The sequence below is a fragment of the Salinisphaera sp. RV14 genome (assembly GCF_052044135.1).
Lineage (GTDB): Bacteria > Pseudomonadota > Gammaproteobacteria > Nevskiales > Salinisphaeraceae > Salinisphaera.
In genome coordinates, this window is sequence record NZ_JBQDYF010000003.1 from 1 (window position 1) to 25,868 (window position 25,868).

25 protein-coding genes are annotated in these 25,868 nt (G+C 66.8%); 21 read left to right on the forward strand and 4 right to left on the reverse strand.

The genetic code is table 11. The annotated features are described in order from the left end of the window. The first annotated feature begins 138 nt into the window (after nucleotides 1-138). The 21 genes from ACS8Y6_RS04435 to ACS8Y6_RS04535 all read left to right on the forward strand — a co-directional run bounded on the left by ACS8Y6_RS04435 (nucleotide 139) and on the right by ACS8Y6_RS04535 (nucleotide 19,638). Nucleotides 139-582, forward strand: coding sequence for a protein YgfX (locus ACS8Y6_RS04435; RefSeq protein ID WP_440855046.1), 444 nt, complete (start codon nucleotides 139-141; stop codon nucleotides 580-582). Between the two features lie 59 nt (nucleotides 583-641). Then, nucleotides 642-2,012, forward strand: a complete 1,371-nt coding sequence (locus ACS8Y6_RS04440; RefSeq protein ID WP_440855047.1) for an alpha/beta hydrolase — start codon at nucleotides 642-644, stop codon at nucleotides 2,010-2,012. A gap of 195 nt (nucleotides 2,013-2,207) precedes the next feature. Beyond that, nucleotides 2,208-2,783 carry an RNA polymerase sigma factor RpoE gene (rpoE, locus tag ACS8Y6_RS04445; protein ID WP_440848258.1) on the forward strand — a complete coding sequence of 192 codons (576 nt, stop codon included), beginning with the start codon at nucleotides 2,208-2,210 and terminating at the stop codon, nucleotides 2,781-2,783. Nucleotides 2,784-2,790: 7 nt separating this feature from the next. After that, the gene (locus ACS8Y6_RS04450; RefSeq protein WP_440855048.1) at nucleotides 2,791-3,525 is read left to right on the forward strand and encodes a sigma-E factor negative regulatory protein; all 735 of its coding nucleotides are present in this window, start codon (nucleotides 2,791-2,793) and stop codon (nucleotides 3,523-3,525) included. Beyond that, nucleotides 3,522-4,535 (forward strand): MucB/RseB C-terminal domain-containing protein, encoded by a 1,014-nt coding sequence (locus tag ACS8Y6_RS04455; RefSeq protein ID WP_440848260.1) that lies wholly within the window; start codon nucleotides 3,522-3,524, stop codon nucleotides 4,533-4,535. The genes ACS8Y6_RS04450 and ACS8Y6_RS04455 overlap by 4 nt, the downstream gene beginning before the upstream one ends. A 114-nt stretch (nucleotides 4,536-4,649) precedes the next feature. Beyond that, entirely contained in the window at nucleotides 4,650-6,239 is a 1,590-nt protein-coding gene (locus ACS8Y6_RS04460; RefSeq protein ID WP_440855049.1) for a Do family serine endopeptidase, read from the forward strand. Nucleotides 6,240-6,333: 94 nt separating this feature from the next. Then, a complete protein-coding gene (lepA, locus tag ACS8Y6_RS04465; protein WP_440848262.1) occupies nucleotides 6,334-8,133 on the forward strand; it encodes a translation elongation factor 4 in 1,800 nt (599 codons plus the stop codon). Nucleotides 8,134-8,150: 17 nt separating this feature from the next. Next, the gene (lepB, locus tag ACS8Y6_RS04470; protein WP_440848263.1) at nucleotides 8,151-8,930 is read left to right on the forward strand and encodes a signal peptidase I; all 780 of its coding nucleotides are present in this window, start codon (nucleotides 8,151-8,153) and stop codon (nucleotides 8,928-8,930) included. Beyond that, nucleotides 8,918-9,325 (forward strand): DUF4845 domain-containing protein, encoded by a 408-nt coding sequence (locus ACS8Y6_RS04475; protein WP_440848264.1) that lies wholly within the window; start codon nucleotides 8,918-8,920, stop codon nucleotides 9,323-9,325. The genes lepB and ACS8Y6_RS04475 overlap by 13 nt, the downstream gene beginning before the upstream one ends. A gap of 6 nt (nucleotides 9,326-9,331) precedes the next feature. Continuing rightward, nucleotides 9,332-10,039 (forward strand): ribonuclease III, encoded by a 708-nt coding sequence (rnc, locus tag ACS8Y6_RS04480; RefSeq protein WP_440848265.1) that lies wholly within the window; start codon nucleotides 9,332-9,334, stop codon nucleotides 10,037-10,039. Next, complete coding sequence (era, locus tag ACS8Y6_RS04485; protein ID WP_440848266.1) at nucleotides 10,036-10,929, forward strand: GTPase Era; 894 nt, start codon at nucleotides 10,036-10,038, stop codon at nucleotides 10,927-10,929. Before rnc ends, era begins: the two co-directional genes overlap by 4 nt. 177 nt (nucleotides 10,930-11,106) lie before the next feature. Beyond that, entirely contained in the window at nucleotides 11,107-11,859 is a 753-nt protein-coding gene (recO, locus tag ACS8Y6_RS04490) for a DNA repair protein RecO (protein ID WP_440855050.1), read from the forward strand. Then, complete coding sequence (locus tag ACS8Y6_RS04495; protein WP_440848268.1) at nucleotides 11,856-12,620, forward strand: pyridoxine 5'-phosphate synthase; 765 nt, start codon at nucleotides 11,856-11,858, stop codon at nucleotides 12,618-12,620. The genes recO and ACS8Y6_RS04495 overlap by 4 nt, the downstream gene beginning before the upstream one ends. A 47-nt stretch (nucleotides 12,621-12,667) precedes the next feature. Then, nucleotides 12,668-13,564 (forward strand): cysteine synthase CysM, encoded by an 897-nt coding sequence (gene cysM, locus ACS8Y6_RS04500; RefSeq protein WP_440848269.1) that lies wholly within the window; start codon nucleotides 12,668-12,670, stop codon nucleotides 13,562-13,564. After that, a complete protein-coding gene (locus ACS8Y6_RS04505) occupies nucleotides 13,561-14,190 on the forward strand; it encodes a hypothetical protein (protein ID WP_440855051.1) in 630 nt (209 codons plus the stop codon). Before cysM ends, ACS8Y6_RS04505 begins: the two co-directional genes overlap by 4 nt. Continuing rightward, on the forward strand, nucleotides 14,187-15,512 hold the full coding sequence (gene rlmD / locus ACS8Y6_RS04510; RefSeq protein WP_440848271.1) for a 23S rRNA (uracil(1939)-C(5))-methyltransferase RlmD: 1,326 nt from the start codon (nucleotides 14,187-14,189) through the stop codon (nucleotides 15,510-15,512). Before ACS8Y6_RS04505 ends, rlmD begins: the two co-directional genes overlap by 4 nt. Before the next feature lie 27 nt (nucleotides 15,513-15,539). After that, the gene (locus ACS8Y6_RS04515; protein ID WP_440855052.1) at nucleotides 15,540-16,019 is read left to right on the forward strand and encodes a CYTH domain-containing protein; all 480 of its coding nucleotides are present in this window, start codon (nucleotides 15,540-15,542) and stop codon (nucleotides 16,017-16,019) included. Continuing rightward, nucleotides 16,016-17,056 (forward strand): beta-N-acetylhexosaminidase, encoded by a 1,041-nt coding sequence (gene nagZ / locus ACS8Y6_RS04520; protein WP_440848273.1) that lies wholly within the window; start codon nucleotides 16,016-16,018, stop codon nucleotides 17,054-17,056. The genes ACS8Y6_RS04515 and nagZ overlap by 4 nt, the downstream gene beginning before the upstream one ends. Further along, complete coding sequence (locus ACS8Y6_RS04525; protein WP_440855053.1) at nucleotides 17,056-18,297, forward strand: mechanosensitive ion channel family protein; 1,242 nt, start codon at nucleotides 17,056-17,058, stop codon at nucleotides 18,295-18,297. The genes nagZ and ACS8Y6_RS04525 overlap by 1 nt, the downstream gene beginning before the upstream one ends. Before the next feature lie 13 nt (nucleotides 18,298-18,310). Further along, nucleotides 18,311-18,889 carry a hypoxanthine-guanine phosphoribosyltransferase gene (locus ACS8Y6_RS04530; protein WP_440855054.1) on the forward strand — a complete coding sequence of 193 codons (579 nt, stop codon included), beginning with the start codon at nucleotides 18,311-18,313 and terminating at the stop codon, nucleotides 18,887-18,889. Then, nucleotides 18,886-19,638 (forward strand): S-methyl-5'-thioinosine phosphorylase, encoded by a 753-nt coding sequence (locus ACS8Y6_RS04535; protein WP_440855055.1) that lies wholly within the window; start codon nucleotides 18,886-18,888, stop codon nucleotides 19,636-19,638. Before ACS8Y6_RS04530 ends, ACS8Y6_RS04535 begins: the two co-directional genes overlap by 4 nt. A 324-nt stretch (nucleotides 19,639-19,962) precedes the next feature. Here the strand turns inward: ACS8Y6_RS04535 and mfd are convergent, their stop codons facing one another. The 4 genes from mfd to ACS8Y6_RS04555 are packed head-to-tail and all read right to left on the reverse strand — an operon-like array spanning nucleotide 19,963 to nucleotide 25,782. After that, nucleotides 19,963-23,454: a transcription-repair coupling factor gene (gene mfd, locus ACS8Y6_RS04540; protein ID WP_440848277.1), complete on the reverse strand. Its 3,492-nt coding sequence runs from the start codon at nucleotides 23,452-23,454 to the stop codon at nucleotides 19,963-19,965. A 54-nt stretch (nucleotides 23,455-23,508) separates the two neighbouring features. Beyond that, complete coding sequence (locus tag ACS8Y6_RS04545) at nucleotides 23,509-24,393, reverse strand: carbon-nitrogen hydrolase (RefSeq protein WP_440848278.1); 885 nt, start codon at nucleotides 24,391-24,393, stop codon at nucleotides 23,509-23,511. After that, nucleotides 24,386-25,429 (reverse strand): agmatine deiminase family protein, encoded by a 1,044-nt coding sequence (locus ACS8Y6_RS04550; protein ID WP_440855056.1) that lies wholly within the window; start codon nucleotides 25,427-25,429, stop codon nucleotides 24,386-24,388. Before ACS8Y6_RS04550 ends, ACS8Y6_RS04545 begins: the two co-directional genes overlap by 8 nt. Then, nucleotides 25,426-25,782: a hypothetical protein gene (locus tag ACS8Y6_RS04555; RefSeq protein ID WP_440855057.1), complete on the reverse strand. Its 357-nt coding sequence runs from the start codon at nucleotides 25,780-25,782 to the stop codon at nucleotides 25,426-25,428. The genes ACS8Y6_RS04550 and ACS8Y6_RS04555 overlap by 4 nt, the downstream gene beginning before the upstream one ends. Nucleotides 25,783-25,868: the final 86 nt, after the last annotated feature.

A 25,868-nucleotide genomic window follows, 5' to 3' on the forward strand; every position in this document is an offset into this window, starting at 1 on the left:
TCTCTCACGTAGAACGACTACGCTACGTTCGCTACGCCTCGTCTTGCCGCAAAACAGCGCTTGGCGCGGACGCGGACGAAACGGCAACAGGCCCTCGTCGTTTGACCGGCGGCTGTCGCGCGCACTTATGCTGTGCCGGTGCGGTTTAGCGATACCATCCACGTCACCTTCCGGCCGTCGTCGGCGCTTCGGCTCACCAGCCTGGCCGCGCATGGCGCGGCGTTCGTCGTTGTCGCGGCGTTGACGGTATCGCGTCCGGTATTGGGTTTCCCGGCGCTGTTCGTCGTGTTTTCCGCGATTCGTTGCGAACGGGCTCTGGGATTGCGGGGGGGCGGGGTGCCCGTGCGGCTACGCTGGGCCGCCGACCACCGGCTCTACTGGCAGGACCGCGCGGGTCGCGAGCATTACGGCGAATGCATCGAGGCCCGGCATTGGGGCGCGGCCTGGGTTCGGCTGAAGATGCGTATCCCGGGCCGTCGATTCGCCCGCGCGATCATCATCCCGTTCGATGGCGTCGACGCCGACGTGCATCGGCGCCTGCGCGCCCGGTGTCGGGTGATGCCGCCCGCGCGCCGGACGTGACTCGCGGCCGCCGTGCGGCGCGTCGCCTGCTGCGATATGGCGTGCTCTTCGGGGGCGTCATGACGGCCGGCGCCGCGTTCGGCGGCGTTATTCGCTGGCACGCTTGCCCGTCGGGCGCCCGGGGTGGCTATAGCGCCGCCGTCATGCACTGCGGCGATTTCATTTCCGGTGACCGCATCCATGGGCGGCGGGTGCATCTGCGGATAACCCGCCTGCAGGCACGCCCCGAGGGGCCGACGCGACACCCGGTGATCTATGTGCCCGGCGGCCCGGGCGATGCCGGCGGGCAGCGAGCGCCCGTGCTGCGGGCCTGGCGCCGTTTCCAGCAGGCAGCGGGCTGGCCGCGCGATCTGGTCATCTTCGACCCGCGCGGTACCGGTAAGAGTGCGCCGCGCCCGGTCTGTCCGAGCCGGCCGGACGCGACCCCTGCAGGCCGTCTAGCCGCGTGCTTCGCGCGCTTGGGTGCCGGCACCGCGGGCCGGCTTGGCGCCACGGCGCAGGTTGCGGATCTGCATCGGCTGATTACGGCGCTGGCCCCGGGCGGGGCCGTGATCTGGGCCGAGTCCTACGGCGCGTTGATCGCCGGTCGCCTGGCGGCCGGGCACCCCGGCGACGTGCGCCTGTTGATTCTGGATTCGCCGGTGCTGCGCCCGCGCCCGGAACGCGACAGGCAAGCGGCAGCCTTGCGGCGACGCCGACGTCAGCTGCGCCGTGCCTGCGCGCGCACACTGTCTTGCCGGTTGGCAGTGCCTTCGTTGCGCGCGACGATCCCCGGGTTGCTAGCCTCACGGGCGCGGCATCCGGTGACGATCACCGTCGCGCAGCCGCCGGGATCGGCGCGGTCGGTGACCATCGACGGCCGGACATTGGGTGCGCTGCTGCTGCTGTCGGCGTATGGCCGTCCGGAGGATGCGCGCGTCGTCCGGATGCTGCGCCGCGCAGTCGAAAACCCCGGCGCGCTGGGCGCGCTCGCCGGGCCGTTGCTTGCGCTCAGGCAACACAGATCGCGGACCGCGCCGGTGTACTGGAGCACCCGCTGTCAGTTCGCGGCGCGGCCAATGCGTCGGGACGGGCGCACCGCGGCGGCCGCCTGCCGCCAGTGGCCGGTTCCCCGGCTGGCGCCGGTGCGCCATGCCGAGCATGTGCCGACACTGCTGGTCGCCGGTACCCGGGATGTGTTCACGCCCGCCGCGGCGGCGGCACGGGCCGTGCTGGCGCATCCGGGCTGGCAATTCCTGCCGGTGGTCGGGGGCGGTCATGGCGTGATCCGGGGTAACGCCTGCGCACAGCGGGTCGCGGCCCGCTTCATCGCACGTCAAGGGGCCTGGCTGGGCGTGGTGTCCTGCGCCGGACAGGCCAACGGTGGTGCACGATCACCCCGACGGGTCAATGAACGAGGCACGAATGACGCCGAGCCGCTGCGCCGCTAGACTAGGGGGGTTATTGCCGTCAGCTGGATGGACCTCGCCCGCATGGTGATTTGCCAACGTCTTCAAAAAATTGCCGAACTATTCCCGGCCGCCGCGGTCTATGGGAATAATGCAGACACGGTGCTTTGGCAAAGCGAGGCAAATGCACGTCGATCTATCCTGACAATCCGTAGTCCGGGCGCGTGCCGCGTTTAGATGAGCGAAGACGCTTCCGACGATCAGCTCGTTGCGCGGGCACAGGCCGGCGACGATCGCGCATTCGATCTGCTGGTCCGCAAGTATCAGCACAAGGTGATCAAGCTGGCCGCGCGGTACGTCAGTCCGGCCGATGCGCCCGATGTCGCGCAGGAAGCCTTTATCAAGGCTTACCGCGCGCTCGCCGGGTTCAAGGGCAATAGCGCGTTCTATACATGGCTTTATCGTATTTCGATCAATACCGCGAAGAACTACCTGGTGGCCCGGTCGCGACGACCGGCGAGCCAGGACATCGACGTGGCGGACGCCGAGGCGTTCGGGCACATGGACCGGTTTTCCGAGCAGGCGACCCCGGAGGCCGTGCTGGAAAGCGAAGAGATCCGCGATGCGGTGATCACGGCCATACGCGACCTGCCCGAGGATCTGCGGACGGCCATCATGTTGCGCGAATTGGATGGCATGAGTTACGAAGAGATCGCGGAGTCGATGGATTGTCCGGTTGGTACGGTGCGTTCGCGAATATTCCGCGCGCGTGCGGCGATCGAGGAAAAGCTGGTGTCCCTTTCGGACAAGTGAGGTTGTTATGAACGAGCAGTTGTCCGCCTTTCTGGATAACGAGGCCACGCGAGACGAGGCCGATGCGGTGGTCAATGCGTTGCTGCGTGACGAGTCGCTGCGCGACAGCTGGACGCGCCAGCACTGGATTCGGACGACACTGCGTTCCCACAGTGCCGAGCCGGCCGTCCATGTCGATACCGGCTTCGCCAATCGCGTGATGGCGGCAATCGCCGCCGATGAGCATCCCGAATCCGTGGCGCCGCGCGAGAACATCGTGCGCATGGCGCCGCGGCGGCGCACACGTCGCTGGCGCGGCGTGGCCGGCATGGCGGCGGCGGCTTCGGTGGCCGGCGTGGTGCTGCTGGCCGGCAATCCGTTCGTGCGTAGCGGCACCTCGGGTTCGGAAGGTCGCGTGGCGAGCGCCAACGACGGTCCGGCGGCCACACGCACCCGGGATGCGGCCGGCAGCCAGCACCAGGGCTTTGCCAGCGGTGGCTGGAATAGCCGATTGGCCGACTTCAGCTCGGTACCGGCACAGTCGGCGCATGTGCAGACGGTCGCGTCGGCCGGAGCGCGTTCGCGCGGGCTGTCGTCGTCGGACGGCCCGGCCGACCACTGGTCGGTGTCCGACCCTGCGGTGCGCGACGAGCTCAACGGCTATCTGGTCGACCACAACGGCATGGCGCGCGGCTATGGCATGTCGAGCACTACGCCGGCACTGGTGCGGGTGGCCGCTTACGGACAGGATGTGCCGCAGTGACGAGAGCGCTGACCGCGTTCCTTCTTGCATTCGGATTGATCGCTCCGGCCGTCGCGGCGCCGCATAAGGATGACGGTGACAGCGCGAAGGCCATCGACCTCCTTAGTCAGGCTTCCGACGCCGTCCGCCACGAAACCTATCGCGGCGTTATCGTGTACCTGCGCAGCGGCGACGCCGACACGCTCAAGGTGGTGCATCGCTACCACGACCACATGGAAGAGGAGCGGCTGACTTCGCTGAGCGGCGAGGCGCGAGAGGTGATCCGCAAGGGCAACAAGGTGACGTCGATCCTGCCCGATCATCGATTGGTGCTGGTCTCCGAACATCCGCCGAAGAGCCTGCTCGGCAGCGTGTCGCACTTTTCCCCGAAGCAACTCAAGGCGAACTACAAGGTCGTCGACATGGGCACCACGCGCACGGCGGGCCGGGCATGCCGGGTGATCGCCATCCGGCCACGCGACAAGTTTCGCTATGGCTACAAGATGCTGATCGACAGCAGGACGGAGTTGCCGCTCAAGCTCGACCTGCTCGACCACGGCAAGCGGCTCGAGCAGATGATGTTCACCGAAGTCTCCTTCCCCAAGAAGATTTCCGACTCGGAATTCGTGCCGAGCTATGATGTGCACGGCTTTCGCATCGTGCGCCATCAGGCTGTTCACGTGGCCGAGAGCGCCTCGGACGCGCCCGAGGAACAATGGAAGGCGACCGATCTCCCGCCCGGTTTCAGGCTCGCCGAGGATGGCGTGCGGCAATTGACGTCGAAGGCCTCGGTGCGGCAGATGTTGTTCACCGATGGCGTGGCCACGGTTTCTGCCTTCATCGCGCCCGCCGGACTGCGCGCGCCGCTCAAGGGGGCGACCCGCATGGGGGCGGTCCATGCCTACGGCGATATCGTGAATCACACGCAGATCACGGTCGTGGGCGAAGTCCCCGCCATCACCGCGCGCCGTATCGCTGAAAATCTGGTGCAGACAAAAAAGGCTGCAAACAAGGCGGCGTCAAGCCACTGAGGGCCCCCGGACCGTGCCGCGAACGGGCAAACGGCCCAATCGCTCGCTGTCGCGGTAGACTGAGCGAGGACGTCAGGGAGATACGGCGTCCACAACAAACAAGGGGACAATGCAATGCAAATGCTTTGCACACGCGTGGGATGGGTCATCCTTGTCGTGAGCTGCGCGCTGGTACTTGGCGGTTGCGGCCGTGATGATTCGCAATCCAACGACCAGGCCCGGGCCGACCACGCATCCGCGGGCCCGGATGCACAAGCCGGTCACGCGGACAATAAAAACAAGCCGCTGGTGTCCGGGCTTCCGGACTTCACGCGGCTGGTCAAGAACGTCTCGCCGGCGGTGGTCAACATCAGCGCGTTGCCTGCCCAGGCTCGCCAACCGGCCGGCAACTCCGCCGGCTCCGGTTCCGACCACGCCGCGCCGTCGCCGGGGCAGCAGAGCCCGGGGCCGGACGGTGCGCTTGGTGACTGGCTGCATCGTTTCTTCGGCGACGACGGCAATGGACCGCGCGCGCCGCAAATGCCCGATGACAGCCAACATGTCTCTTTGGGTTCCGGCTTCATCATCTCGTCGGACGGCTATATTCTGACCAACCGCCACGTCATCGCCGGCGCCGGCCAGATCGTGGTCAAGCTCAACGATCGCCGTCAGCTTATCGCCCGCGTGGTCGGTGCCGACACGGACAGCGACGTGGCGGTGCTCAAGGTCAAGGCGACGCATCTGCCGACGGTGGTGATCGGTAACCCGGACAAGCTCGATGTCGGCGCCTGGGTGGTCGCGATCGGTTCGCCGTTCGGGTTCGAGACGTCGGTCACCGCCGGCATTGTCTCGGCCAAGGGCCGCAGCCTGGCGGACGACCAGTATGTGCCGTTCCTGCAGACGGATGTCGCGATCAACCCCGGCAATTCCGGGGGGCCGCTGTTCAATATGGCTGGCGAAGTGGTCGGCATCAATTCGCAGATCTACAGTGAGACCGGCGGCTATCAGGGCGTATCGTTCGCGATCCCGATCGATATTGCCATGAAGGTGGCCCGGCAATTACGCACGACCGGCCATGTCACCCGTGGCTGGCTCGGCGTCCAGATCCAGAGTGTCGACCGCAAGCTGGCGCAATCCTTTCAGCTGAGCCGGCCGGAAGGCGCGCTGGTCACGCAGATTCTCAAGGGCAGCCCGGCCTCCAGGGCCGATATCGATGTCGGCGATGTGATCCTCGCCTTCAACGGCCAAACGGTGGATTCGGCGTCCGATCTGCCGCCACTGGTGGCTTCGGTCAAGCCGGGCGACAAGGCCAGGCTAAAAATCCTGCGCAACGGGAAGACGCGTACCGAGCAGGTGACGGTCGCGGCCCTGCCGGCGCGCCTGCAGGGCGGTGCAGGTGGCCCGGGGGGGCCGAAGGACCAACCCAGGCCGAACAAGCCGCCGTTCGGCCTGACGCTCGAATCGCTGAACACCAAGCAACGCCGGGCGCTCGGCCTGGAGCGGGGCGGGGTGCGCGTGACCGGCGTTGCGCCGGGGCCGGCGGCTCGGGCGGGCCTGCACGCGGGTGACGTGATCCTCAGCGTGGGCTCGACCGATGTCGAGGATCGGCGGACGTTGCTGGATGCATTGCGCCAGGCGGACGGGCCGGTCGCGCTACTGGTCCTGCGGGACGGGGTGCGCCTCTATCTGCCCATGGCGACAGGCCAGCCCGGCCAGGGCGGCTAAAAAAACGCTGCCCGTGCGCGTATACTGCGCATCCTAATCCGTATCGCCCCGGCTTTGCCGGGGCGATTGTTTTGTGTCGGCGCTGGCCCACTGAATGCAGTCACATATCCGCAATTTTTCCATCATCGCGCACATCGACCATGGTAAGTCCACCCTGGCCGACCGTTTCATCCGCGCCTGCAACGGGCTGACGGAGCGCGAAATGGCGGACCAGGTGCTCGACTCGATGGATCTGGAGCGCGAGCGCGGCATTACCATCAAGTCGCAGGCCGTCACGCTCGACTACACCGCGGCCAACGGCGAGACCTACACGCTCAACTTCATCGATACGCCCGGGCATGTCGATTTCTCGTATGAGGTGTCGCGCTCGTTGTTCGCCTGCGAGGGCGCGCTGCTGGTCGTGGATGCCTCTCAGGGCGTGGAAGCCCAGAGTGTGGCCAATACCTATACCGCCATCGAGCAGAATCTCGAAGTGCTGCCGGTGTTGAACAAGATCGATCTGCCGGCCGCCGATCCCGAGCGCGTCGCCCAGCAGATCGAGGACGTGATCGGCCTCGAGGCGACGGAGCGGTTGCTGGTGTCGGCCAAGTCCGGCGAGGGGGTCACCGAGGTGCTCGAGGCGATCATTCGCCGCGTGCCGCCGCCGGCGGGCGATGCCGAGGCGCCGTTACAGGCGCTGATCATCGATTCCTGGTTCGACAACTATCTGGGTGTGGTGTCGCTGGTGCGCATCCGTAACGGTCGGCTGGCCAAGGGCGATCGGATGAAGGTCATGTCGACCGGACGGGAGTACGAGGTCGACGACGTGGGCGTGTTCACGCCCAAGAAGAAATCGCGCCCCGCGCTGGAAGTGGGCGAGGTCGGCTACGTTGTGGCCGGTATCAAGAACATCGACGGCGCGCCGGTGGGCGATACGCTTACCCATGCCTACGCCCCCTGCGCCGAGCGCGTGCCCGGCTTCAAGCAGATTCAGCCGCGCGTGTTCGCCGGCGTGTTCACGGTCAATTCCGACGACTACGAGGATTTTCGCGACGCACTGGCCAAGCTGCGCCTGAACGATTCCTCGCTCAACTACGAGCCCGAGACCTCGGCCGCACTCGGCTTCGGTTTTCGTATCGGTTTTCTCGGCATGCTGCACATGGAGATCGTGCAGGAACGCCTGGAGCGCGAATACGGGCTCGAACTGATCACCACCGCGCCGACGGTGGTCTATCAGGTGCTGACCCATGCCGGTGAAGAGCGCGCGATCTCCAATCCGCAGCAGCTGCCGCCCACCGGCGAGATCGACGAAATCCGGGAACCGATCATCAAGGCCTCGATCCTGATGCCGCAGGAGTTCGTCGGCCCGGTCATGCAGTTGTGCATGGAAAAGCGCGGTGTGCAGAAGAACATGGCGTACATGGGCAATTCCGTGCAGATGGATTTCGAGCTGCCCATGTCGGAAGTCGTCCTCGACTTCTTTGATCGCCTGAAATCCGTTTCAAGGGGTTTCGCGTCCTTCGAGTATGATTTTGTGCGTTTCCAGGCCGCCGACCTGGTGCGTCTGGACGTGCTGATCAACGGTGACTCGGTCGATGCGCTCGCTCATATCGTGCACCGCGAACAGGCCTACGATCGCGGCAAGGCGCTGGTCGAGAAGCTAAAGAACATCGTGCCCCGGCAGATGTTCGACGTCGCCATCCAGGCGACCATCGGCACGCGTATCGTGGCGCGCTCGACGGTCAAGGCCATGCGCAAGAACGTCACGGCGAAGTGCTACGGCGGTGACGTGTCCCGCAAGCGCAAGCTGCTGGAAAAACAGAAGGAAGGCAAGAAACGCATGAAGCAACTCGGCAGTGTGGAGATTCCCCAGGAGGCCTTCCTTGCCGTGCTTTCCACGGACGACAAAGACTAGCCAGGAATCCCGACCCCATGAGCCATATCGACATGAACTTCGAAGCCTGGCTGACGCTGGCCTGCCTGATCACCGGCATCGTCTGGCTGGTCGATCGCTTGGTATTGTCCAGGCGCCGGCCGGCGGGCGCCGAAGGCAACTGGGCAATCGAGTTCTGTCGTTCGTTCTTTCCGGTGCTGCTGGCGGTTCTGGTGCTGCGCGCCTTCGTGTTCGAGCCGTTCCGTATCCCCTCCAAATCGATGGTGCCGACGCTGCTCGTGGGGGATTTCGTGCTGGTGTCGAAGTTCTCGTACGGGTTGCGCCTGCCTGTGACGCACACCAAGATTCTGGATACCGGCGAGCCCAAGCGCGGTGACGTGGCCGTGTTCCGCTACCCGCACAATACCAGCGAGGATTACATCAAGCGCATCGTGGGTCTGCCCGGCGACAAGATCACTTATCGCAACGAACAGTTGTACATCAACGGCAAGCCCGTACCCAGGAAGAGTCTTGGCCTGTATCACGGGCCGGACGCGGATGTTTACGACCAGATGCGGTTGTTCATGGAAAAGCTGCCGGGCGCGAAGCCGCACAAGATGCTGCACGTGATCGGGCGGCAGGGCCCGCAGGCGAGCGTGACCGTGCCGCAGGGCGAGTATTTCGCCATGGGCGATAATCGCGACAACAGTTCGGATTCGCGTATCTGGGGCTTCGTGCCGGAACACGATCTTGTCGGCCGGGCCGTCCTGATCTGGCTCAGCGTCGATTTCTCGGACTTCAAGGTACGCTTCTCGCGGATTGGTACATGGCTGGATTGAACGACATGTCGCAGGCCGCCTCGGCGCGGCGCCAGGGTGGTTTCACCCTGTGGTCGGGCCTGTATGTGCTGGTCACGCTCGGGCTCATCGTGTTCATCGCCATCCGCAGCGTGCCGGTGTATCTCAACAACCGTGAGATTCAGCACGCGTTGACCGAAGTGGCCCGCGATCCGTCACTGCAGCATGCCGATGCGATCGCGATCCAGCGCGCCGTGGCGCGTCATTTCGAAGCGGGGTACGCGTCCGGCGTGTCGTCGCATGACGTGACCATCAGCCACGACGGCGCAACCCGCGTGCTGGGCCTGCATTACGAAGTGCGTCGGCCGCTGGCATTCAATATGTCGTTGGTCTACAGCTTCGACGACAAGGCCGTCATGCAGCCCGGCGACGGCTGATCCGGCATGAGCGGAGGTGAGTCGGTCAACCGCGCCCAGGCGCGCGATGCATTCGAACGGCGTATCGGCCACGATTTCAGCGCGCGCGCGCTGCTCGGCCAGGCGCTGACCCATCGCAGCGCCGGCCCCAATCATAACGAGCGGCTGGAATTCCTGGGCGACGGCGTTCTCAATTTTGTCATCGCAGCTGCCCTGTTCGAGCAAAATCCGGCGGCCCCGGAAGGCGATCTGTCGCGTCTGCGCGCGTCACTGGTACGCGAGCGTACGCTGGCCGAGATCTGCGACGAGCTGGGTCTGGCCGAACTGCTGGTGCTGGGCCCGGGCGAAAACCGGGCCGGCAGCCGTCGGCGTGCCTCGATCAAGGCCGATGCGGTAGAAGCCGTGCTCGGTGCGATCTACTGCGACGCCGGCTTCGAGCGAACGCGCGATGTCATCCTGTCGTTGTACCGGCGGCGCCTGGCGGAACTGCCCTCCGCCGACAGTCTCAAGGATGCCAAGACTCGCCTGCAGGAATGGCTGCAGGCCCGCGCCCGGTCCCGACCGGAATACGAAGTGGTCAGCGTCTCCGGCGCGGACCACGCCCAGCATTTCGTGGCGCGCTGTCGCCTGGCCGATAGCGGCGAGGCGGTCGAGGGCGAGGGCGGCGGCCGGCGCAAGGCCGAACAGAACGCCGCCCAGCGGATGCTGCAACGCCTGGAAGGCAAACAGACATGAGCGAATCCTCTTCCCTCAAGAGCGGCATGGTGGCGCTGGTCGGCCGGCCCAATGTGGGCAAGTCCACACTGGTCAATGCGCTGGTCGGCGAGAAGGTATCGATCGTCACGCCCAAGCCGCAGACCACGCGGCATCGCATTATCGGGGTGCTCACGCGCGATGATGTACAGGTCGCGTTGGTCGACACGCCGGGCCTGCATACTGGTGCCAAGACCGCGCTCAACCGGGTGATGAACGAGACCGCCGTGGCCAGCCTGGCCGGAATCGATCTCGTCCTGTTCGTGGTCGAGGCCGGCCAGTGGCGCAATGACGATGCCGCGGCGCTGGCCCGGCTCGAACGCATCCAGGCACCGGTCGGCCTGGTCGTGAACAAGACCGATCGCGTGCCCGACAAGACCGAGCTACTGCCGTTCATGGAACAGATGATCGCGCGCCGTGCGTTCGAGTTCGTGGTGCCGCTGTCGGCCCAGCGCGGCGACAATCTCGACGCGCTCATCGACGAATGCCGCGCCCGCATGCCGGAAGGCCCGTATTTGTTCCCCGAGGACGAATACACCGACCGCAACATGCGTTTTCTCGCCGCCGAGGCGGTGCGCGAGAAATTGATGATGCACCTCCAGCAAGAGCTGCCGTATTCGATCGCGATCGAGATCGAGCGCTTCGACAGCTCGGGTGAGCAGATCGAGATCCATGCCTGTATCTGGGTCGCGCGCGACAACCACAAGGCGATGGTGATCGGTCGCGGCGGCGCCATGCTCAAGAAGATCGGCCGGGCCGCGCGGCTCGATCTGGTGGATCGGCTCGGCCAGCGCGTGGATCTGCGGCTCTGGGTTAAGGTGCGCGACAACTGGATCGATTCCGAGACCAGCGTGCGCGATCTCGGCCACTGATCGGGCGGGGCCGAACGGAAGACGTCCGCAGATGACCGCCGATAGACGCCGAGGGCATGGCAAGGGAGAAACGATAAGGGTTTCCTGTTTTATCGGCGTGTATCTGTGTGCATCCGCGGGCAAAAATATTCTTGCGTGTCGCCCTCGTCGTGAAGCACGCGCCCCGCGTGGCGGGCCATGCGCGTCGACTTGACGCCCGCGCTGGTGCTGCACCGGCGGCCCTGGCGCGACACCAGCCTGATCGTCGAGGCGTTCTCGCGCGAGCACGGGCGCGTCGGTGCCATTGCCAAGGGCGCGCGCCGGGCCAGATCGCGCTGGCGCGGTCTGCTCGAGCCGCTGTCGGCGGTGGCGCTGTCCTGGTCCGGCCGCGGCGAGTTGTATACGCTCACCGGGGTCGAATACATGCGCGGGTATGTCCTGTCCGGGCATGCGCTGATGGGCGGACTGTACGCGGCCGAGCTGGTGATGCGCCTGACCGCGCGGGACGATCCGCATCCGCGTATTCACGATAGCCTGGCGGCGTTGCTCGATGCCATGGGCGAGGGCGCACCGGCGATCGTGGGTCTGCGTTTTTTCGAGCGCGATCTACTGGAAGAGCTGGGCTACGGCCTGAACCTGGTCGCAACCGGGGACGGCGATCCGGTTGTGGCGGAGGCCGATTACGCCTGGCATTCGGAGCAGGGACTGCGCCGCGGTCCGGCGCGTGCGGCCGCGAACGAGATCGCCGTCGGCGGGCGCACATTGATCGGCCTGCTGCATGGCCGGTTGCCCGATCGCGAAGCGGTGCGCCAGGCGCGGCACCTGATGCAGGCGGCGCTGGCCCCGCATATCGGCGCCAAGCCGTTAAAATCCGTGCAGACTCTACAAGCGATGCAACAATTCGCCGCCGGCGGCCGCCGCGGCGAACCCGATGCGGGAGCCTCCTCATGAACGCCAGCACCACCATTCAGCCATCGGACCTGCGCCTCGGCGTGAACGTCGACCATGTCGCCACGTTGCGCCAGGCGCGCGGCACGCGTTATCCGAGTGTGGCCGACGCCGCCCGGCAGGCCATGGCCGCGGGTGCGGACAGCATCACCATTCATCTGCGCGAGGATCGCCGCCACATTCAGGATGCCGACGTCGAATCCCTGTGCGCGGCGGGCGATGTGCCCGTAAACCTGGAAATGGCGCTCACCGACGAGATGGTCGAGATCGCGCTGCGGCACAAGCCGCGCGATTGCTGCCTGGTGCCGGAATCGCGCGAGGAACTGACCACCGAGGGCGGGCTGGACGTCGCCGGCCAGGTCGAGCGCGTGCGCGAGGGGCTGGATGCGCTGAATGGCGCGGGCATCAACGCGGCGTTGTTCATCGATCCCGAGATCGACCAGATCGACGCCGCCGCCCGGGCCGGTGCGCGCTTTATCGAGATTCATACCGGCGCCTATGCCGATGCGCCCGATGAAGGCGTGGTCGCACGCGAACACGAGCGCATCGTCAAGGCCGCCGAGTGGGCCGGCCGGCACGGTATCGAAGTCCATGCCGGGCACGGTCTGCACGTCGACAACGTCGGCCGGATCGCCGGGATTCGGCAAATCGTCGAACTCAATATCGGCCATGCGCTGGTCGCGCGGGCAGTGTTCGTGGGGCTGGCCGAAGCGGTGCGCGAGATGCGCGCGGCGATGGAAACCGCGCGCCGCAACCTGCATTGATATTCGGCCCGGTTAAGCCTCGAACACGCGACTGCTAGACTCGCCTCATGAAAAGTTATCCCACGCTCCAGAACTACGTCGGCAACAGCCCGCTCGCCCGTCTTCAGCGGCTGCCCGGCGACACCTCCAATACGCTGCTGGCCAAGCTCGAGGGCAACAATCCGGCGGGTTCGGTCAAGGACCGGCCGGCGTTCTCGATGATCCGGCGCGCCGCCGAGCGCGGCGAGATCAAGCCGGGCGACACGCTGATCGAGGCCACCAGCGGCAATACCGGCATCGCGCTCGCCATGGTGGCGGCCATGGAAGGCTACCGGATGCGCCTGCTCATGCCCGAGAACATGAGTGAGGAGCGGCGTGCTTCGATGCGGGCTTACGGCGCCGAGATCGTGTCGGTCTCCGAAGCCGAAGGCATGGAAGGCGCACGCGATCGGGCCCGGCAGATGCACGACGACGGTGAAGGCCACCTGCTCAATCAGTTCGCCAACGCGGACAATCCGCGCGCGCACTACGAAACCACCGGCCCGGAGATCTGGCAGGCCACGAACGGGCAGCTCACCCATTTCGTGGCCACCATGGGCACGACCGGCACCATCATGGGCTGCTCGCGTTATCTCAAGGAACAGAATCCGGACATCCAGATCATCGGCGTGCAGCCGGCCGGTGAATCGAAGATCCCCGGCATCCGGCGCTGGCCACAGGCCTATCTGCCCGAGATCTTCGAGCCGGCGCGCGTGGATCGCATTATCGATGTCGAGCAGGCCGACGCCGAGGCGACCATGAAGCGCATGGCGCGTGAGGAAGGCATCTTCGCCGGGCCGTCGTCCGGCGGCAGCGTGTTTGCCGCGCTGACGGTGTCCGCCGAGGTGGAGAACGCCACCATCGCCATGATCGTCTGCGATCGCGGCGACCGCTATCTGTCGACCGGCGTCTACGACAAACCGTGACGACCGCGACGGTCGTACTGGTCGCGCATACCGCGCTGGACGTGGATGCGGCACGCCGGCTGGCCGATTATGGCGCGCTGGACGATGCCGGCGTGGCACGGGCGCTGGAACAGGTCCATATGCAGCGCTGGGGCCGGGCCGATCTGCCGGGACATCTTTGCCGGATCGAGCGGCTGGCGGCAGTCGTCGATGACGGTCACGCCCTGTCCCTGATCGGTCCGGCCGGCGCGCACGAGCGCGACCGGTTGGCGGCGCTGTTCGACGCCTGGCCAACGGGTGCGGTGGCCCTGGTGGACTGGGATGGGGTCGCCCGGGCCCTGCTCGCGGCCCGGGCGCTGGTTCACGACATGCCGCTGCCCGACGGGTTTTCGACAGGCCGTGCCTGCGCCTTGGGCGCGCGCGTCGCACCGGCGCCGGCCGATCACCCGGCGGCGCGGGTCGAGTTGGAATGCCTGCGCTTGATGGCGGGGCTTGGCGCCACGGATGAGCCAGCGCCGGCGGCCCGGGCGATTGCCCGCTATCGGCTCTGGCTGCGTTGGCAGTATGTGACCGGCACGGTCGACGCCGGCGACCGCGCCGCACGCGAGGCGCGGCTGGCCGGGCTCGGGATCGGGGACGGCACATGAGTCGCCGGCGCAAGCGCGGGAAGGCGCCCGAGCACGGCGTGGTCGAGATCACCGATCTGGCCAGCAATGGCCGCGGCGTCGGGCATGTCGACGGCAAGGCGATCTTCGTGGCCGATACGCTGCCCGGGGAACGGGCGTTGTACAAACCGGTCAAGGTCAAGCGCGCTTACGAACAGGCCGAGATGGCGACACTGTTCTCGGCGTCCAGCCAGCGCGCCACCCCGCGCTGCGTGCATTTCGGTGTCTGCGGCGGGTGCGTCCTGCAGCATGCGACGCCGCAAGCGCAGGTAGAATTCAAGCAGCGCCAGCTCATCGATGCCCTGGCGCGCGTGGGCGGGGTGACGCCGGAACGCGTGCTCGAACCGTTGACCGGGGAACACTGGGGCTATCGTCGGCGCGCGCGTCTGGGCGTGAAATACGTGCCCAAGAAGGGCGGTACGCTGGTGGGCTTTCGCGAGCGCGGCGCCCCGTTCATCGCCCAGTTGTCACGCTGCGAGGTACTGGTGCCGGAAGTCGGCGCGCGGCTGGCCGAACTCGGCCGGCTGATCGACGAGCTGTCGATTCGAAGTGCCATTCCGCAGATCGAGGTCGCGGCCGGCGACAATCACGTGGCGCTCGTCTTTCGTGTGCTGGAAGCGCCGACGCCGACGGATCGACAACGTTTAGCGGCCTACGCCGAGGCCACCGGCTTCGTCATTTACCTGCAGCCCGGTAACGAAAGCACGATCGCGCCGCTCGCCGGCGCACCCGAACCGCTGTACTACGATCTGCCGACCTACGATGCGCGGCTGTGTTTCGAGCCGAACGATTTCGTACAGATTCACGGCGATATCAACCGCCGGATGATCGATGCCGCGATCGCGCAGCTGGACGTGCAGCCCGACGACACGGTGCTCGAACTGTTTTCGGGGCTGGGCAATTTCTCCGTACCCTTGTCGCGCAGCGCCGGCGCGGTGATCACGGTCGAAGGCGACGCCGGTCTGGTCGCGCGGGCGCGAGCCAATGCCGCGCGCAACGGCGCAACCAACGTCACGGCCCACGTCGACAATCTGTTCGAGCCGGCGACGCCGCCGGCATGGCGGCCCGAGCGGGCCGACAAGGTACTGCTCGATCCGCCGCGCTCGGGCGCGGCCGAGGTGCTGGATCACGTGGCCGCGACCGGTGCCGCGCGTGTCGTGTACTGCTCATGCCACCCGGCGACGCTGGCGCGCGACGCGGCGGCCCTGGTCGAGCGTCATGGTTATCGTCTGCTCGCCGCCGGCGTGATGGATATGTTTCCGCATACCGCGCACATCGAATCGATGGCGGTATTCGCCCGATAGAATTTCCGATAGAACGATGGATCCTCCATGGCAGTGGAAATCGAACGCAAGTTTCTCGTCGTTGGCGATGCCTGGCGGGATGCCGCACATGCGAGCCAGTTTTTCGCCCAGGGCTACCTGAACCAGGCGGGCCGGGCGTCGGTGCGCGTGCGCATCGAGGGCGAGCAGGCGAACCTCAATCTCAAGGCGGCCCGCGTCGGTTCGTCGCGCGCCGAATATGAATATCCGATACCGCTGGCCGAAGCCCGCGAGATCCTGGATCAGCTGACCCTGACGCCGCCGGTGGAAAAGACGCGCCACTGGCTCGAGCATGCCGGGCATGTCTGGGAAATCGACGAATTCGTGGGCGCCAATGCCCCGCTTGTGGTTGCCGAAATCGAGCTCGACGCCGCCGACGAGGTATTCGTGCGCCCCGACTGGCTCGGGGCCGAGATTACCGACGACGTGCGCTACTACAACCATGCGCTGGCGTTTGCGCCCTACAGCCAGTGGGGCGAGAAACAATGAGTCCACTGCCGCCGCCCGGACCGCTGCTGGTCGATATCGAGGCCACGACGCTCACGGACGCCGATCGCGAACTGCTCGCCGATCCGGCCGTGGGTGGGGCGATCCTGTTCACGCGCAATTTCGCCGGCCGCGAACAGTTGGCCGATTTGACGGCGGACATGCGTGGCGTGCGGCCGAATCTGCTGATCGTGGCCGATTACGAAGGCGGTCGCGTGCAGCGTTTTCGTGACGGCTTTACCCCCATTCCGCCCATGCGCGCACTCGGCCGGGCTTATCAGCAAGACCCGGTCGAGGCGCGTGCCGCAGCCCGTGAACTGGCCTGGCTGGTGGCCACCGAGCTGCAGACCGTGGGCGTGGACATGCCGCTGTCCCCGGTGGCGGATCTCGACTACGGGGTGTCCGAGGTCATCGGCAGCCGCGCGTTCGGCGCGACGCCGCAGAGCGTGAGCGATCTGGCTGGCGCGTTTGCCGCCGCCCTGGCCGATGCCGGCAGTGCGGCGACGGCCAAGCATTTCCCCGGCCACGGCTATGTGCCCGCCGATTCGCACTGCGAATTGCCGGTCGATCATCGCGCGCTTGCAGACCTGGCGCACGACTGGGCGCCCTTTGCGGCCCTGATTCATCAGGGCGTGGCCTCGGTGATGATGGCCCACGTACGCTTCCCCGCGGTCGATGAGGCGCGTCCGGCCAGTCTGTCGGCGCGCTGGATCGAGGATATCCTGCGTGGGCGGCTGGGGTTCGAGGGCTGCGTATTCTGCGACGATCTCAGCATGGGCGGTGCGGCGGCACTGGGTCATTATGCCGATCGCACGCGGCTGGCCCTGGCGGCCGGCTGCGATTATCTGCCCGTGTGCAACGATCGCGATGCCGCGCTGGTCGCACGCCGCACCGTGGCCGATGGCGCCCCCGATCGCGGCCGGGCACGACGCGAAGCACTGGCACGCCGACTGGGCCGGTCCGCGTCGCGGTCCGCACCGGACCCGGCGCGCCTGGACGCCGCGCGTGAAACCGCCGCACGCCTGGTGGGCGCCGCCTGATGGATGTAGTCGGCACTTATCAGGCGTTCATGTCGCGCTACCTGTCGTTGCGTAACGATTGGGGCACGGCGATCGATGTGGCCGGCATCCTGGTTCTCACCGGGCTGCTCGACCTGGTCACGCGCGGCCTGTTCGCCTGGCTGCACCGCAAGGTGCTCAAGACCCGCAACCTCTGGGACGACGCACTTTATCGCAGCGTCAACGGTCCGCTGCAGGTTCTGCTCTGGATCGGTGGCATTTCGATCGCAATCGTGTTGGCGACGTCGTCGAATTATGCCTGGCGGGACTACGTGCCCCCGGCACGCGGCATTCTGATCACGCTGACCATGGTCTGGTTCTTCTTCCGGCTGATCGCCACGATCGAGAAGAACGCCTTGGCCCGCGCGGCACGGCGCAACGACAAGCTCGATGCCACCAGCGCCGATGCCATCGCGAAACTCGTACGCGCCGTGACCCTGATCATTGCCGGGCTGGTGCTGCTGGATCAGTTTGGCGTATCCCCCTCGGGACTGCTGGCGTTCTCGGGCGTCGGCGGGATCGCGGTCGGTTTCGCGGCACGCGACATGCTGGCCAATATCTTCGGCGGCATGACCGTATACATGAATCGGCCGTTTTCCGTCGGCGACTGGATCCGCTCGCCGGATCGCGACATCGAGGGCACGGTGGAAGCCATCGGCTGGCGTGCGACCACGGTGCGTCGTTTCGACATGCGGCCGCTGTACGTGCCCAATGCCGTGTTCTCGAACGTCGCGCTGGAGAATCCGTCGCGAATGAGCCATCGCCTGATCAGCGAGACGATCGGGCTGCGCTATCAGGACGCGGCCATCGTGCCCGATCTGGTCGAGGATATCCGCGCAATGCTGGCGGCGGACGAGAACATCGATTCGGACCAGGTCGTCCTCACCTATCTCGATTCGCTTTCCGACTCATCGCTCGATCTGCTGGTCTACTGCTATACCCACACCACCGACTGGGCCGAGTATCTGGCCGTCAAGCAAGGCGTGCTGCAGCGCGTCCAGGACCGTATCCGTGAACACGGCGGCGCGATCTCGTTCCCGACCCGGACGCTTCATGTGCCGGACGAACTGGTGGTCGCGCGTGCGCGCAAGGCGGGCGGCGCGGATGACGATCAGCAGGAGATCGACGCCGAGAAGGTACAATCCGAGGAAAAAAGAGACGTCGCCCGCGAACGCGCCAGCGATCAGGGCAAGGTAGGGCCGGACGATGCCGGCGAACAATGAACCAGGGATGACGATGAGCGGTTTTGACCGACAGCGCTATGACGAGGCCAGGGCCGTGTACGCCGGGGCCGACTGCCTGATCTCCGAGTCCGAGATCAACGCGGCCTACGACCGCATGGCCACCGAGATCAGCCGCGATCTGGCCGAGCTGGACCCGGTGGTGATGTGCGTGATGCTGGGCGGGCTGCAGGCCACCGCCGAACTCGGCAAGCGCCTGGCGTTTCCATTCGAGCTGGATTACCTGCACGCCACCCGCTATCGCGGTGACACCGCGGGCGGCGAACTGGTGTGGAAGGTCAGCCCGAGCCTGCGCCTGAACGGCCGGCATGTGCTGATCGTGGACGACATCATCGACGAAGGCCATACCCTGGCGGCGATTCTCGACGCCATCCGCGGTCAGGGCGCGGCCTCGGTAAGCACGGCGATGCTGCTGCTGAAAGACCACGATCGCCGGGTCCCCGGACTGAGCGCCGACTATGTCGGCTGCACCGTGGCCGATCGCTATGTCTTCGGCTCCGGGATGGACTACAAGGGCTATTACCGCCAGTTGCCCGGGGTCTGGGCGATCGGCCAGGCGGACGACAGCCGATGAGTGCGCCGATCGGCATCATCGGTGGCACCGCGCTGGCCAACCTCGCCGGTGTTCAGGGCGCGGCGACCGACGCAAACGCGCCAGACACCCCCTTCGGCCGCGCCTCGGGCCCGCGGGTCGCCGGCCGGTTCGCCGGTCGCGAGGTCTGTTTTGTCATGCGTCATGGGCCCGGCCATCGGATCGCGCCCCATGCCATCAACTATCGCGCCAATATCCGCGCACTCGCGGATGCCGGCTGTCGCCAGGTGATCGCCGTCGCGGCCGTGGGCGGCATTGCCCCCGCCATGAGGCCGGGGCGGATCGTGGTGCCGCACCAGATCGTGGACTACAGTTGGGGACGCGCACACACCTTTTACGACGATCCGGCGCGCGGCGAGCTGGATCATGTCGATTTCACCGACCCCTACACCCCCGCGCTGCGTCGGGCATTGATCCGCGCCGCCGAACAACTCGGGTTCGATCCGGCCCGGCAAGCCGTGCACGGTGTGACCCAGGGCCCGCGCCTGGAAACCGCCGCCGAGATCGATCGCATGGAGCGCGACGGCTGCGACATCGTCGGCATGACCGGCATGCCGGAGGCCGGGCTGGCGCGTGAGGCCGGTCTGGACTATGCCTGTGCCGCGGTGGTGGTGAACAAGGCCGCCGGCCGGACCGGCGGGCTGGCGATTCATGCCGAGATCGAGGCGACCCTGGCCCAGGGCATGCACGATGTCGAGCGCCTGCTGGAAACCGTGCTGCCGGCCCTCTAGACGGTTTTGTCGCGGCTGTTTCGGAAGGCAGTCCGCAAATAAACGCAAATGCGCGCGAACTTAAATGATGTACGAAGTTCAGTCAGAGGCTTGACGCCGCGATTGTTCACGCACCCGAAGCAGCCGTGCCTTGATCTTCTTTAATTTGCGCTCATTCGCGTGCATTTGCGGACAAAATGTCGTTGCTTATTCAGCCCGCTGAATATCGTACATAATCAAGCGCACCAATGATGACCGGAGTTCGGTGCTGAATTCGCCTCCGGCGTGTCGGTGTCGTGTTGATCGGCGTCCATTTGCGGATTTTTCCGTTGCACAACGAGCGATCTAGCCGGCGACCGCTTCCTCGGCTTCGTTGACCCGCGGCGCGCCCAGTTTCTCCAGCAGTTCGGCCACGCGCTCGACGCGGGTCGGCATGTCGGGCATGTCGCGGAAGAACACGAGCTTGGCGTCGCCTTCCAGCCGGTAGGCCTTCGGGTCGGCCTGGACCAGCGTGATCAGCGTGGCCGGGTCGACCTTGCTGGCCTTGCCGAAATGCAGGCGCCCCACGTCCGGGCCGGCCTCGAGCTTGGCCAGGGCCAGCGGCGCGGCCTGGAGCTTGAGTTCGGTTGCCGCGAACAGATTCTCCGCCGGCTCCGGCAGCAATCCGAAACGATCGATCAATTCGATCTTGAGCTGGCGCAGGGCGGCGCCGTCCTTGGCCGCGCTGATGCGCTTGTACAACACCAGGCGCATGTGCACGTCCGGAATATAATCCTCGGGCAACAGGGCGGCCGCACTGAACTCCACTTCCGTGGCGCCCATGAGCTCGTCGGCATCGGCATCCGGCACTTCGCCGCGCTTGTAGGCCGCCACCGCGCGGTCGAGCATCTGGCGATACAGATCGAAGCCGATTTCCTGGATCTGGCCGGACTGGCCTTCGCCGAGCAGTTCGCCGGCGCCGCGGATCTCCAGATCGTGGGTCGCGAGCGCGAAACCGGCGCCCAGATCGTGCAGCGAGGCCAGCGCGTCGAGCCGCTTCTGGGCATCGGCGGTCATCGAGACATCGTCGGGCGTGAGCAGATAGGCATAGGCCCGGTGATGCGAGCGTCCGACCCGGCCCCGCAGCTGATGCAGCTGGGCCAGGCCGAAGGTATCGGCGCGGTCGATGATGATGGTGTTCGCGCTCGGTACGTCGATGCCGGATTCCACGATCGTGGTGCACAGCAGAATATCGAAGCGGCGGTGATAGAAATCGAGCATCACCTGTTCGAGTTCGCGCTCGTGCATCTGCCCGTGGGCGATGCGGATGCGCGCCTCGGGCAGCAGCTCGGCCAGATCGCGTGCCTTGCGCTCGATATCGGCGACCTTGTTGTGCACGTAATAGATCTGGCCGCCGCGACGCATCTCGCGGCGCGCGGCTTCCTGCAGCAGCACGCCGTCGTATTTCGACACGAATGTCTCGATCGCCAGCCGCGACTCGGGCGGCGTGGCGATGATCGACAGATCGCGCAGGCCCGACAGGCTCATATTGAGCGTACGGGGAATGGGCGTGGCGGTGAGCGTGAGCAGGTCGACCTGGGCACGCAGGCTCTTGATGCGCTCCTTGTGGCGCACGCCGAAGCGATGCTCCTCGTCGACGATCAACAGCCCCAGCTTCTTGAAGCGGATGTCCTTCGCCAGCAGGCGATGCGTGCCGATCACGATATCGAGCTTGCCGTCGGTCATCTCCTCGAGCAGGGTGTCGCGCTGCTTGGAGGTGCGCATGCGCGACAGCGCGCCGATTCTCACCGGCCAGTCGGCGAAGCGGTCGGCAAAGCTCTGGTAATGCTGCTGGGCGAGCAGGGTGGTCGGCACCAGCACCGCCACCTGGTAGCCGGACGACACGGCCACGAACGCCGAGCGCAGCGCGACCTCGGTCTTGCCGAAGCCGACGTCGCCGCAGACCACCCGGTCCATCGGCGTGGCGCGCGACAGATCGGCCATGACCTCGTCGATGGCGCGCTGCTGGTCCGGCGTTTCCTCGAAAGGGAACTGGGCGGCAAACTTCGCGTAATCGGCCTCGTCCGGCGTCATCGCGACGCCGGGGGCGGATTCGCGCTTGGCCTGGATCTCCAGCAGATCGGCGGCGGTGTCACGGGCCTGCTGGGCCGCTTTCTTGCGCGCCCTGGACCAGCGGTCGTTGCCGAGCCGGTGCAGCGGCGCGGTTTCAGCATCGCCGCCGGTGAAGCGATGCACCAGATGCAACGAGGACACCGGCACGTACAGCAGGTCGCCGCCGGCATATTCGATGGTGACGAATTCATTCTCGACGCCGCCGGCGGCGAGCTTGATCAGGCCCTGATAACGCCCGACGCCGTTGTCCTGATGCACCACCGGCGCGCCGGGGGCGAGATCGGTGAGCTCGCGGATTGCGGTTTCCGGATCGCGCGCCGGCGCCCGGCGGCGTTTCTTGGCCGGCGGTCTGGCGCCCGTGAGCTGGCTTTCGGCAATCACCGCGAGGCCGTCGGTGGCCAGTACGCAACCGGCCTCCAGCGGCGCGGCGGTTACCGCGATGCGCTTGTTGCCGCGGCTGAATTCGTCCCAGTCCTCGACCCGCGCCGGGGCCAGCCCCAGTTGGGTGAGCCAGTCGCGCATGGCTTCGCGGCGGCCGGCGGAATCGCCGGTGATCAGAACGCGGCCTTCGAATGACTCGAAGAATGTCTGCAATGCACGCCCGGTCGCCGCGACGTCGGCACCGGCCAGCCTGGGTACGGGTTGGGCGGCGAAGACGGCATCGCCGTCATCGTCGTCGACGATACGCGCGCCGGTGAGTGCGTCGAACGCCGACTTGAGGGTGGCGGGTTCGATGAATGCTTCGTCGGGCGGCAGAATCGGGCGTTCCGGATTCACCCCGCGTTGTTCGTGACGATCGGCGATCGCGGCCCAGGCCGAGTCCAGTGCGGCCGCGACATCGCCGAGTTCCACCAGGCAGGCGTTGCCCGGCAGGTAATCGGTGAGTGCCGAGACCTGGTCGAAGAACAGCGGCAGATAGGATTCGATGCCGCCCGGCGGGATGCCGCGGGAGATATCGCGATAGATGGCGCTTGCGCCCGGATCGCCGTCGAACCGTTGCCGATAGCGCTGGCGGAATGCCTTGATGGCGTCGTCGTCGAGCGGGAACTCGCGCGCGGGCAGCAGGCGGATCGAGTCGATCTTCTCGGTCGAGCGCTGGGTCTCGGGGTCGAAGGCGCGGATGGTCTCGATTTCGTCGTCGAACAGGTCCAGCCGGTAGGGCTGGTCCGACCCAGTCGGATACAGATCCATCACCGCGCCGCGGATGGCGAATTCGCCGTGCGTGCGGACTTCCGACACCGCGGCATAGCCGGCGGCTTCCAGGCGCTCGCGCAGGGCATGGAAATCCAGCCGTTCGCCGACCGCGAACGCCATGGCGCGGCCATCGACGAAGGCGTGCGGCGGCAGCGGCTGGAGCAGGGTATCCGCGGCCACGATCACGATGCCGCGGCCCATGGACGGCAGCCGGAACAACAGCGACAACCGCTGCGAGACGATGTCGGCGTGCGGCGAGAATACGTCGTAGGCCAGCGTTTCCCAGTCCGGGAAATGATGCACGGGCAGGTCCGCCGCCGCGAAGAACTTCAGTTCGTCTTCCAGCCGATACGCGCGATGTTCGTCGGCGACCACGGCCACGGTCAGCCCCGGTCGCTGGGCGGCGACCGAGGCCAGGGCCAGCGCGCTGGCCGCGCCCGCGAGCCGACTCCAGCGCGCGGCCGCGCCGGGGACGAGCGCCGGCGGCGACAGCGGGCTGGGCGCGGCGATTTGAGGTGTGCTGGCTACCATGAGAGGGCGCGGATTATTGCATAGGGGCGAATGTCGCGGCGAGCCGCGACCCGGTCAGTCACGAAAGCGCCGGGTCAGGTCGCCGAAGGCATCGATGCGGCGGTCACGGAAGAACGGCCAGATACGCCGCAGCGTCTCGGTGTGATGCAGGTCGAGGTCGGCGATCAGTAGTTCGGGCATTTCGCCGGCCTCGGCCCGCGTCTCGCCCTGTGGCCCGAATACGAAACTGTGGCCCCAGAAACGGATCTCGGTGCCGTTATCGCCTTCCACGCCCACCCGGTTGGAGGTCACCACCGGCAGGTGGTTGGCGATGGCATGGCCGCGTTGCACGCCCTGCCAGGCGCCGAGCTGACGCGCCTGCTCGGCGGCGTCGTCGGTGGCGTCATCCCAGCCGATCGCGGAAGGATAGATCAGCAGCTCGGCGCCGGCGAGCGCCATCAGCCGCGCTGCCTCCGGATACCACTGGTCCCAGCAGACGAGAACACCCAGCCGGCCGATCGAGGTGTCGATCGGCGTGAAGCCGAGATCGCCCGGCGTGAAATAGTATTTTTCGTAGTATTCCGGGTCGTCCGGGATATGCATCTTGCGATAGCGCCCGGCCAGCCGGCCGTCGGCGTCGAGCACCACGGCGGTGTTGTGATACAGCCCGGGCGCGCGCCGCTCGAACAGTGAGGCCACCACCACCACGCCCGCCTTTTCCGCCGCCGCCGCCAGACGCTGGCTGGACGGGCCCGGGATGGGCTCGGCGTAATCGAAGATCGCCGGATCCTCGCGCTGACAGAAATACGGCGTGTTGTGCAGCTCGGGCAGCAGCACCAGACGGGCGCCGCCGCGAGCGGCCTCGGCGATGTAGCGCTCGGCCGTGGCGAGATTGGTCTCGACGTCGTCGGTGCAGGCGTACTGGGCCACGGCGACGGTCAGGTTGCGGGCATCAGGCATGGTCGGGCTCGGCGGGGATCTGCATGGCCGCACAGTGCAGCCCGCCATGCTGGCGGATCAATGCACGGCTGTCGATGCGGATGATCTCTCGATCGGGAAAGCAGTGACCGATGATCGCCGCCGCCTCGGCGTCGGCCGGGTCATCGAAAGCCGGCACCAGCACGCAGCCGTTGGCGATCAGGAAGTTGGCGTAGCCGGCGGGTAGTCGATGGCCGTCCTCCGGGTCGTATCGGGGCGCGGGCAGCGGCAACTCGATCAGTTTGTAAGGGGCGCCGTTGGCGTCGCGCAGCGCCGCGAGTTCGCCGGCCATGGCCGCGAGATCGGCGTGGTGTGCGTCGGCCGGATCGGCGCAGCCCTGATGCACGATGGTGTCGGGGGCGACGAAGCGGGCCAGGGTGTCGATGTGGCCGTCGGTGTCGTCGCCGATGAGGTTGCCGTGGGCGAGCCAGTGGATGGTGCGGGCGCCCAGGGTACGCGCGAGCAGCCGTTCGGCGTCGGCCCGCGTGAAGCCGGCGTTGCGCTCACCGGCGAGCAGGCAGCGCTCGGTGGTCAGGATCGTGCCGCGGCCATTGGATTCGATGCTGCCGCCTTCGAGCACGGCGGTGTGGTGTTCGGGGTCGCCGGGCCCGAGCGCGCCATCGGCATACAGCGCAGCCGTGAGCGCATCGTCACGCGCGGCTTCGAACTTGCCGCCCCAGCCGTCGAAGCGGAAATCCACGAATCGGCGCCGGCCGGCCTCGTGCACGGTGACCGGGCCGGTGTCGCGTGCCCAGATATCGTCGGCGGGGCAGGTCGCGATCCGGATGCCGGCGAGCGGCGCGTCGTCATGACGGCTGCGCGCCCGGATATCAGCCGCGCAGTCGTCGTCCGGCGCCACCAGGACCACGGGCTGGAAACGAAGCAGGGCGCTGGCCATCGCCGCAACGGTGTCGCGCGCGGCCGTCACGCCGTCGCCCCAGTCGCCGTTCGCGCGCGGCCAGACCAGCAGGGTGGCGCTTTGCGGCGCCCATTCGGCGGGTAGGTGGCGCGCCGTCACGGCCGGACGGCCTGGAGCTGATCGACGTGGTACAGCGGTTCGGGGTGGTTCGGTATCACGGTATGGATCACGCGGTTGTCTTCGAAGTAGACATGGTAGCGGTGGTAGTTCCAGCGCGTGATCGGCGGACGCCCGACCGGGCCGCGTCGTGAGCGCGGCGGCCCGAATCGGGCGCGGACCGCCGCCATGGTCTGGCCGCGGTGCGGCAGGTCGCCGTAAGCGGGCGCGGCCGAAGCGCGCGGCGCGACGGGACGGCGGGGCTGTGCGCGTCCGGACTGGGTTGTGTTCGTCGTGCCGTCTTCCGGGCTGGCATAGTCTGCGGCGAAGGATGCGCCCGTGGCGGTTGCGGTCAAAACATAGAGAATCGCGATCTGAAGCCATCGGGTGCGAAATGTTCCTCGCGGTATGTCCATGCTTTTCCCACCACCGGAGCACGCGA